General features: G+C 35.8%; 9 protein-coding genes and 1 pseudogene. 3 read left to right on the plus strand and 7 right to left on the minus strand.

The features are described 5' to 3' along the window. Positions 1-282: 282 nt before the first annotated feature. Both speD and purH read left to right on the plus strand, forming a co-directional pair. The gene (gene speD, locus ACN4EE_RS20890) at positions 283-696 is read left to right on the plus strand and encodes an adenosylmethionine decarboxylase (RefSeq protein WP_017295998.1); all 414 of its coding nucleotides are present in this window, start codon (positions 283-285) and stop codon (positions 694-696) included. A gap of 250 nt (positions 697-946) precedes the next feature. Further along, complete coding sequence (gene purH, locus ACN4EE_RS20895) at positions 947-2485, plus strand: bifunctional phosphoribosylaminoimidazolecarboxamide formyltransferase/IMP cyclohydrolase (RefSeq protein ID WP_431708445.1); 1539 nt, start codon at positions 947-949, stop codon at positions 2483-2485. Positions 2486-2564: 79 nt separating this feature from the next. Here the strand turns inward: purH and ACN4EE_RS20900 are convergent, their stop codons facing one another. The 7 genes from ACN4EE_RS20900 to psb27 form a co-directional block, all read right to left on the minus strand. After that, positions 2565-3143 carry a Uma2 family endonuclease gene (locus ACN4EE_RS20900; protein ID WP_431708438.1) on the minus strand — a complete coding sequence of 193 codons (579 nt, stop codon included), beginning with the start codon at positions 3141-3143 and terminating at the stop codon, positions 2565-2567. A 317-nt stretch (positions 3144-3460) separates the two neighbouring features. Further along, a complete protein-coding gene (locus ACN4EE_RS20905; protein ID WP_431708439.1) occupies positions 3461-4564 on the minus strand; it encodes a TRAP transporter substrate-binding protein in 1104 nt (367 codons plus the stop codon). Between the two features lie 96 nt (positions 4565-4660). Continuing rightward, a complete protein-coding gene (locus ACN4EE_RS20910) occupies positions 4661-4933 on the minus strand; it encodes a hypothetical protein (protein WP_431708440.1) in 273 nt (90 codons plus the stop codon). Positions 4934-5089: 156 nt separating this feature from the next. Beyond that, entirely contained in the window at positions 5090-5806 is a 717-nt protein-coding gene (locus ACN4EE_RS20915) for an ABC transporter ATP-binding protein (RefSeq protein ID WP_431708441.1), read from the minus strand. 164 nt (positions 5807-5970) lie between these two features. Then, positions 5971-6783, minus strand: a complete 813-nt coding sequence (locus ACN4EE_RS20920; protein ID WP_431708442.1) for a metal ABC transporter permease — start codon at positions 6781-6783, stop codon at positions 5971-5973. 21 nt (positions 6784-6804) lie between these two features. Further along, positions 6805-7824: an aspartate-semialdehyde dehydrogenase gene (locus ACN4EE_RS20925; RefSeq protein ID WP_431708443.1), complete on the minus strand. Its 1020-nt coding sequence runs from the start codon at positions 7822-7824 to the stop codon at positions 6805-6807. A 125-nt stretch (positions 7825-7949) separates the two neighbouring features. Next, positions 7950-8360 (minus strand): photosystem II protein Psb27, encoded by a 411-nt coding sequence (psb27, locus tag ACN4EE_RS20930; protein WP_431708444.1) that lies wholly within the window; start codon positions 8358-8360, stop codon positions 7950-7952. A gap of 137 nt (positions 8361-8497) precedes the next feature. On the opposite strand from psb27, the pseudogene ACN4EE_RS20935 reads away from it, so the two are divergent. Next, positions 8498-8652, plus strand: a pseudogene (locus ACN4EE_RS20935) (Uma2 family endonuclease); the annotation flags it as partial.

An 8652-nucleotide genomic window follows, 5' to 3' on the forward strand; every position in this document is an offset into this window, starting at 1 on the left:
CCTCTTCCCCCTCTTCCCTCTCCTCCCCCTCCTATCTTCATCATTTTATTCGACTTCCTAGTTATTTTTGAGGAAGTACTTGACAAAAAGATGTTTAATTGTATATGATTATTGTTTGGATGATTTTTGTCTTTACTTTTTCTTAACCTTACCATTATGAACACTCAAGTATTATTACAACGGGCGCAAAAACATATACTAGGTTTTGGATGAGAGGGCGAAAATATCTGTTAAAATCAATTGTCCCTATTAGCAAACACAATATGGAGTGAGTTGACAAGAATGAACAAAGTGGGTACACATTTAGTGGTAGATGCGTGGCAAGCACCGGCTGATCTTTTGAACGATCCAGAAAGAATCCGTCAAGGTTTGTTAGATGCTATTAAGGCGGGAAAAGCAACCTTAATCGATATGTGTGTACACCAATTTAGTCCCCATGGGGTAACAGCTACCGTTACTTTAGCGGAATCTCACATTGCAATTCATACTTGGCCCGAATATGGTTATTTTGCCGCCGATTTATTTTTCTGTGGTGCAGGACAACCTAAAGAAGCTATGAAAGTATTACAAGTTGCACTCGAAGCAAAACAGGCAACCATGCGAGAAATCGATCGAGGTTTTCCTGAAGCGTTTGTCCATCAAAACATGACTACCATGAGAGAAGAATATATCCCTGTTCTTCAAGGTGTAGCTTAGTGTAAAACTTGTTTACCCTCAAATGTCTGTTCTTAAGAATATCCATAATTTTTTATGACTTTAAAATTTCAGAACTATCCTAATTTGAGGGAAGTTGAATCAGCAATTAGGCATAAATAGATACAATTTTCAGTTATTAATTTTATGTCTAATTAAGGTAAATAATTTACGATCACGCAGTGCCGCTCTTAGCGATCGCACCCATGATATAATGATGAGGTTTAACCACGATCGAACGAGAGAAACCATAATGACAGGTTTAGCCTTATTAAGTGTATCCGATAAAACAGGCATTGTAGAATTAGCCAAAACATTAGTAGAAGAATTTAACTTTCAAATCATCAGTAGTGGTGGTACAGCAAAAACTTTACAATCTGCTGGTATTCCCGTTACTAAGGTAAGTGATTATACAGGCTCACCCGAAATTTTAGGGGGAAGAGTCAAAACCTTACATCCTCGTATTCATGGGGGTATTTTAGCAAGATTAGAATTAGAATCTCATCAACAAGACTTACAGACTAACGAAATTCGCCCTTTTGATTTAGTTGCAGTCAACTTATATCCCTTTGAGAAAACTATTGCCCAAGATAATTGTACCGTAGAGGATGCCATCGAGCAAATAGACATCGGCGGCCCCGCTATGGTTCGTGCTAGTGCGAAAAACTATGCTCACGTCACTATTTTAACTAATCCAGCCCGTTATGATGATTATTTAGCTGAATTAAGAGCAAATCAAGGTAAAACTACATTAGCATTTCGTCAAGCTCGATCGGCGGAAGCCTTTGCTATGACTGCGAATTATGATCAAGCTATCTGTCGTTACTTTGCCCAAATTAACCCCGAATCTGCGGATTATTACGGTATAGGAGGCAAAAAAATTGCTACCCTGCGTTATGGTGAAAACCCTCATCAAAAGGCAAGTTGGTATCAAAGCGGAAGCGAAGCAAAAGGTTGGACATCAGCACATCAGTTACAAGGTAAAGAATTAAGCTATAACAACTTAGTTGACTTAGAAGCCGCTCGCAGAATTGTTTGTGAATTTCCTAGTAATGAACCTGCGGTGGTGATTATTAAACATACCAATCCTTGCGGTGTAGCAGTGGGAGAAACACTTTTTGAGGCGTATCAAAAGGCTTATACTGCTGACTCTGTCTCCGCTTTTGGTGGCATCGTAGCGTTAAATCAACCCATTGATGTGCCTACGGCTCAAGCCATGAGTAAAATATTTTTAGAGTGTATAGTTGCACCAGATATTACCGAAGAAGCTAAAGCCGTTTTAGCAAAAAAATCTAACCTTCGAGTTTTGCTTTTACCTGATTTAAACTCAGGCAGTCAGGATAACATTAAAGCCATTGCAGGGGGATTTTTAATTCAAGATAATGATACCTCGATCGAACTTCCCGACACATGGCAAGTGGTGACAGAAAAACAACCTACCGAAACCGAATTACAAGAGTTATTATTTGCGTGGAAAATCGTTAAACACGTTAAATCTAATGCGATCGTTATTTCCAAAAATCGTGCTACATTGGGGGTAGGTGCAGGACAAATGAACCGTGTAGGCTCGGTCAAAATCGCCCTTGAACAAGCAGGAGAACAGGCTAAGGGTGCGTTTTTAGCTAGTGACGCTTTCTTCCCCTTTGATGACTCAGTACGCACGGCTTCGGAAGCTGGTATTACAGCAATTATTCAGCCGGGGGGATCAATTCGTGACGAGGATTCCATCAAAGCCGCCAATGAATTAGGCTTAGTCATGGTATTTACTGGAGTACGTCATTTCTTGCATTAATAATCGATCGTAAAACAGGCATCTTGCCTGTATTTATATCTAATCTTGCCTGTATTTATATCTAATCTTGCCTGTATTTTTAGCCAAAAATTTGCTTGGGTGTTAACTGTAAACTAGGAAAAGTCGGCGAAATAATCAATTCTTCATCTTGAAAAATATTAGCATCATAAAAACTATCCATTAAAGTACAAATAGTAACTATTTTTTCATCGGGATCAACAATCCAATATTCAGAGATTTCTAAGACGGCATATTCAGTACGTTTACTGCGATAATCTGTTTTTCTGGTGGACGGACTAACCACTTCTACCACTAAAATAGGGGGAGTTTCATTAAAATCAATTACCGCCTCTTTATTCGCTAAATTTTCCCATTGTTCAAGGGGTAAGACTGTTACATCAGGAATGCGAGAAGTATCCCATCTTCTGCCACGGGGCGATCGAACTCCCACTGCAAATTTTTGTGCAGTCCAAGAAAGTTTATTATTACTAATTTCATCATCAAAAATTCTTTCTAAGAATTTAGCCAATGCACCATGTTTACCTGTACCTAAGCTCATACTAATTAATTCTCCATCAACTAATTCATAATTTCGATCGGTTTCATCATGGTATTGAAGATAATCCTCAAAACTCATCTTTTCTGTGGCAATAGTCATTTTTCCTCTGGTGCTAAAGATTCTTCTAGTTCTATTATGCTAAATAAATGATCTAAAAAGTAAATTACCCCAATTAACGATCGAGGAGATAAGCTAAGACGCATTTAACTTACATTTTTTGGCTCTTCTACAATAGTTATGATAAATTAGGAGAAAATAAATGCTATAACTCTTATTAAATAATGCTTACATTAAAATAAAAATTAAATTTTTATAAACTATTAATTTTGAAATTCTCTCTTGCCTAAAGCATTTCTTTGGGTAGGAAGCCTACATCATAATCTTTGATTTGGTGTGTGGTAGTTCACAGGATATAACTACTCACTTTTTGCTAAAAAATTAGCAAAGCTAAACTCATTAATTTTATTCCATTGTAAAATACCTTTTCTAAACTCTAACCACGATCGATATATTTCATTAAAAGCAGGATTTTTTGCACTATTATCCTCATAAATAGCAAAGGAAATTTTTTTCGCTTCCGTCAAAATATCATCAGGAAAAGCCATTAATTTTGTACCCGAATCCACAAGACTTTTTAAAGATTTTTGATTGAGAAAATCATAATTAGCCAACATAGAAATATTTGCCTCCTTCGCCGCACATTCCACCATTGCCTGATACTCTGGGGGTAATTTTTCCCATGCGGATTTATTGATTAAAACTTCCAAACTTGGCCCTGCTTCCCACCATCCGGGATAATAATAATATTGTGCCGCTTTATTTAAACCTAGTTTTTCATCATCGTAGGGGCCTACCCATTCTGCCGCATCGATCGCACCTCTGTCAAGAGCCAGAAATAACTCTCCCCCCGGCAATACTTGCACATTTACCCCTAATTTTGCCATGACTTCACCCCCTAACCCCGGAATACGCATCTTTAAACCTCTTAAGTCAGCGAGAGAGTTTAATTGTTTTTTAAACCATCCCCCCATCTGCGCTCCCGTATTCCCTGCGGGAAAATTGATAATGTTAAAATCACTATACACCTTCTGCATAGCTTCTAACCCTCCTCCATAATACCACCACGCATTATGTTGCCCTGCGGTTAAGCCAAAGGGTACACCTGTACCAAATACAAGGGCAGAATTTTTGCCAATATAATAGTAACTAGCTGTGTGTCCACATTCTACCGTACCATTTTGCACAGTATCTAATACTTCTAACCCCGGTACAATTTCCCCTGCGGCGTAGGGGGTAATCTGAAATTTATTGCCACTCATTTGCTTAATTCGATCGCAAAAACTCTGAGCACCACCGAAAATAGTATCCAGAGACTTAGGCCAACTTGTCACCATTCGCCATTTTATTTCTGGTAAACTATTAGCGGTGACGGTAGAATTATTTTGACTTTGACAAGAAACAAGGGTAGCAGACGTTACCGCACTAATACTAGCATTGGTTAAAAATTGTCTTCTTTGCATTAATTTTAACTAGAGGAAAAATATTTTTAAATTAAAGTTTTAATAATAGTCAGTCAATCATATTTTTTTAAATTATCAATTCCTAATTCTTAATTCTTATTTTCGTCTATTTTTATTGAGTTTTTTTAATTTTTTTAACATCCTTTCCCCCTTACCACTAGAGATTTTAAACTGATAACCGCCTCGTTTAGCAGTACCAGAAATTTCGATAAATTTTTCCGATTCTAAACCCATTAAATGATGATTTATTCTATATAAACCACCATCTCTAAGAATACTAAATTTACACAAATCTCCGATCGATATATGGGGATGTTTAGCTATTATTAAAAAAATTTCTTTACGATTGCCTGTCAATATATGATTCATAGATAGTCACCTCTATTTTATCTAATTATTAATTAAATTAAACCTTCAGAATATATAGGAGAATAGGCTATCAATTTTTATTGATTAAAATATTATAATTTGAGTAATAAGGAATATTTTTTAAGCCTAAATACCCCATTTTAACTCATAAAAAAATTAATGACTGACACCTAGATATAATTCAGCCACTTGAGGATTATTGAGTAAATCCTCTCCTTTTCCTTCAATAGCATCTCTACCACTTTCCAACACATAACCACGATGCGCCATCATTAAGGCTTTCTTAGCATTTTGTTCTACTAAAACAATCGCCTTACCCGTAGCATTTATCGCCTTTATCTGTTCAAAAATGTTATTTACCAATATAGGAGAAAGTGCCGCCGATGGTTCATCTAATAATAACAAATCAGGATCTAACATTAAAGCTCTACCCATAGCTAACATTTGTCTTTCACCACCTGACAATGTACCCGCTTTTTGTTTTCCCCTTTCTTTCAATTTGGGAAACATAGTATATATTAGCTCTTTTTGCTTTTTAGTTGAACCTGATAAGGTATAAGCACCCATTTCCAAGTTTTCCTCTATGGTAAGACTAGGAAAAACATTAACAATTTGAGGCACATAACACATTCCTCGCTTAACAATCTCATTGGGTTTCAATCCTGCAATATTTTCCCCTTTAAAGATAATTTTGCCCTGATTTGGGGATAATAAACCAAAAATTGTCTTTGCTAGGGTGGACTTTCCAGCTCCATTAGGTCCGATTACGGTAACTAACTCATGGGCTTCAATTTTAAAATTTATACCCTGTAAGATGTTTAAATCTTGGATATATCCTGCATATACGTTTTCTACTTCTAATAAATAACTCATAGTAGTGAATAATTACTGAGGTTAGTAAGGAAAATTTAATAATTTATAACAGTACTTAAAATTCGCCCCTAATAAAATCGGAATAAAATGATTAAAATAAGAGGGTAAGGAGGAAGGAAATACAAAAATTGCTAGGTTTTTAATTAATTCTTAATTCTTAATTTTTAATTCTTAATTCCCCAAAGATATTTAAAAGCTAAACTCAGAAAATAAGTTAACCCTGATACGACAATAATAGTTGCTCCCGAAGTTAAATTAAAACTATAGGAGAGCCATAAACCGATTAAGATAAAGATTATTCCTAAAATGCTACTCAATATCATCATTTGTTTGATTTCTCCCACAAATTGATTCGCTACGGCGGGAGGAATGGTTAATAAGGCGATTACCATGATTAATCCTACCACTTGCATCACCATGACAATAGTAAGCGCGATCGAACCGATCAATAAAAGATATATAGTATTAACTGGGATATTGCGAGTAGTAGCAAAAATCGGATCAAAAGATATAGCTAATAATTCTTTATACAATAGACATACCATCAGGACAATAATGATGTCTAAAATCAGCATAATCCATAAATCTTGTCTTGGCACGGCGAGAATACTACCGAATAAATAACTCATCAAATTGGCTTTATAACCCTGAGTTAAGTCAATCAAAATAATACCTATACCCATTCCGATCGCCCACATTGTGCCTATAATAGTATCAGAACGTTCCTTAGTTTTTTTTTCGACTATTCCCATGCCTAAACCTGATAATACAGCAAAGAGGATAGCGCCAATGAAAGGATTAAAGCCAAAAAAATAACCTAAACCGATACCACCATAGGCGGCATGGGCAATACCACCGCTAATAAAAACGATGCGATTGACTACCACAAAAGTACCAATCACGCCACAGGCGATGCTAACTAAAACACCTGCCATGATGGCATTTTGCATAAATTCAAAGTTTAATAAATCGAGCATGGGAAGGAAATATTTTGGTTTTTATTTAAGCCAATTTTTGGCAATTAATAACTCTGCTATTTGTACAGCATTTAAGGCAGCACCCTTGCGAATTTGATCACCACATAACCACAGTTCGATCGAATTTTCAGAGGAAATATCTTGTCTAATTCTACCTACTAAAACATCATCTTTTCCAGTGGCATCTATGGGCATAGGAAAATAATTTTTATCCCAATTTTCTACTAATTTAACCCCCGAAGATTGACTAATAATTTCTCTAGCTTTATCCACAGAAAAAGGTTGCTCAAATTCCAAATTAATCGCCTCCGAATGAGCCCTTAACACTGGTACTCTTACGCAAGTGGCACTAATACGCAAACTATCGTCACCAAAAATCTTGCGAGTCTCGTTAACCATCTTCATTTCCTCTTCGCAGTAATGGTTATCCATCATAGGGGAGTTGTGAGGAAAGAGGTTGAAGGCTAAAGGATAAGGTAGTATTTCGGCAATGGGATTTTCGCCTTTAAGGATAGCTTGGCTTTGAATTTTCACTTCTTCCATCGCCCTTGCCCCTGCACCACTAGCGGATTGATAAGTAGAAACTATAATTCTTTTAATGGGTTGAATTTGATGTAATGGATAGATAGCCACTCCCATTAAAATAGTTGTGCAATTGGGGTTAGCAATGATTCCTTGATGGTTTTTAGCATCTTCAGGATTGATTTCGGGTACAACCAGGGGAACATCATCTCTCATGCGAAAAGCACTGGAGTTGTCAATCATAACTGCCCCTGATGATACGATCGAATCTGCCCATGCTTTAGAAGTTGAGCCTCCTGCGGAAGCTAAGACAATATCGACATTTTTAAAGGAATTTTCATCAACGGCTTGAACCTCAATTAACTCATCTTTAAAAGCGATTTTTTGTCCAGCCGATCGAGGGGATGATAATAATTTTAACTCATTAATGGGAAAATTGCGTTCAATTAATAAATCAATAATTTCTGTACCTACAGCCCCCGTTGCCCCTAAAATAGCAACATTTACTTGATTAGACAAATATTTTTCCTCCCTATTTATGTGATAATAATAAAAATTTATTTAAGAGAATATCTTTACTAAATATAGATGATCAATTTCTAAACTTAAAATAATTTAATTGTTAATTGTTAATTGTTAATTGGTTAATAGCCTTTTTTGAGGGCAAATTCTACTTGTTTAAACTCCTGATTTAAACGGCTTTTCAGTTTCTCAGGTAAGGGGCGACTACCGTAGGAAGTATAATAACCAGCTAAAGAATTAACGGCGGTTTGCATGGTAGTAAAAGATTTTAAACCACTATAGTTACTATTTTTACGATAGCGAGAGATATAATCATTAATTTGTTGTCGTGCTTCCTTTTGAATATTTTTTTTTGTTTCCATGTCTGTATCTTCAGGAAGTTCGATCGCAGTGGTTAAGGTTTCCAATACAGTTAAGGTATCTTCAGTATATTTTCCTGTTAAATTAGCAGAAGCGGTATCTATATAACCGACAAAACTAATCGTAACAACTAAAACTAACACGAGAATTTTTGATAATATAGATTTAATCATTTTTATTTATAACGATGAGAATGTTATCCGTCATCCATAATTTTATCAGTATAGGGTAATCTACTTGATCAACTCGATCGAACAGTTCTCTTATAATAAAAGTTATGATAGAAAAAAATTTACCAATAATGTAAATTATGACATCTTCTCTAACTTTAACTCCTGTTACAGAAAATCAACTTGACCTGAACCATGAGATAATATATCCTCAAGGAGAGTTTTGGAGTGATGAACCACCATTGGAAACTTATCAACATTTACAGCAAATTATTATCTTGCTCAAATCCTTACA

The organism is Geminocystis sp. CENA526 (genome assembly GCF_050753365.1).
Classification (GTDB): Bacteria; Cyanobacteriota; Cyanobacteriia; order Cyanobacteriales; family Cyanobacteriaceae; genus Geminocystis.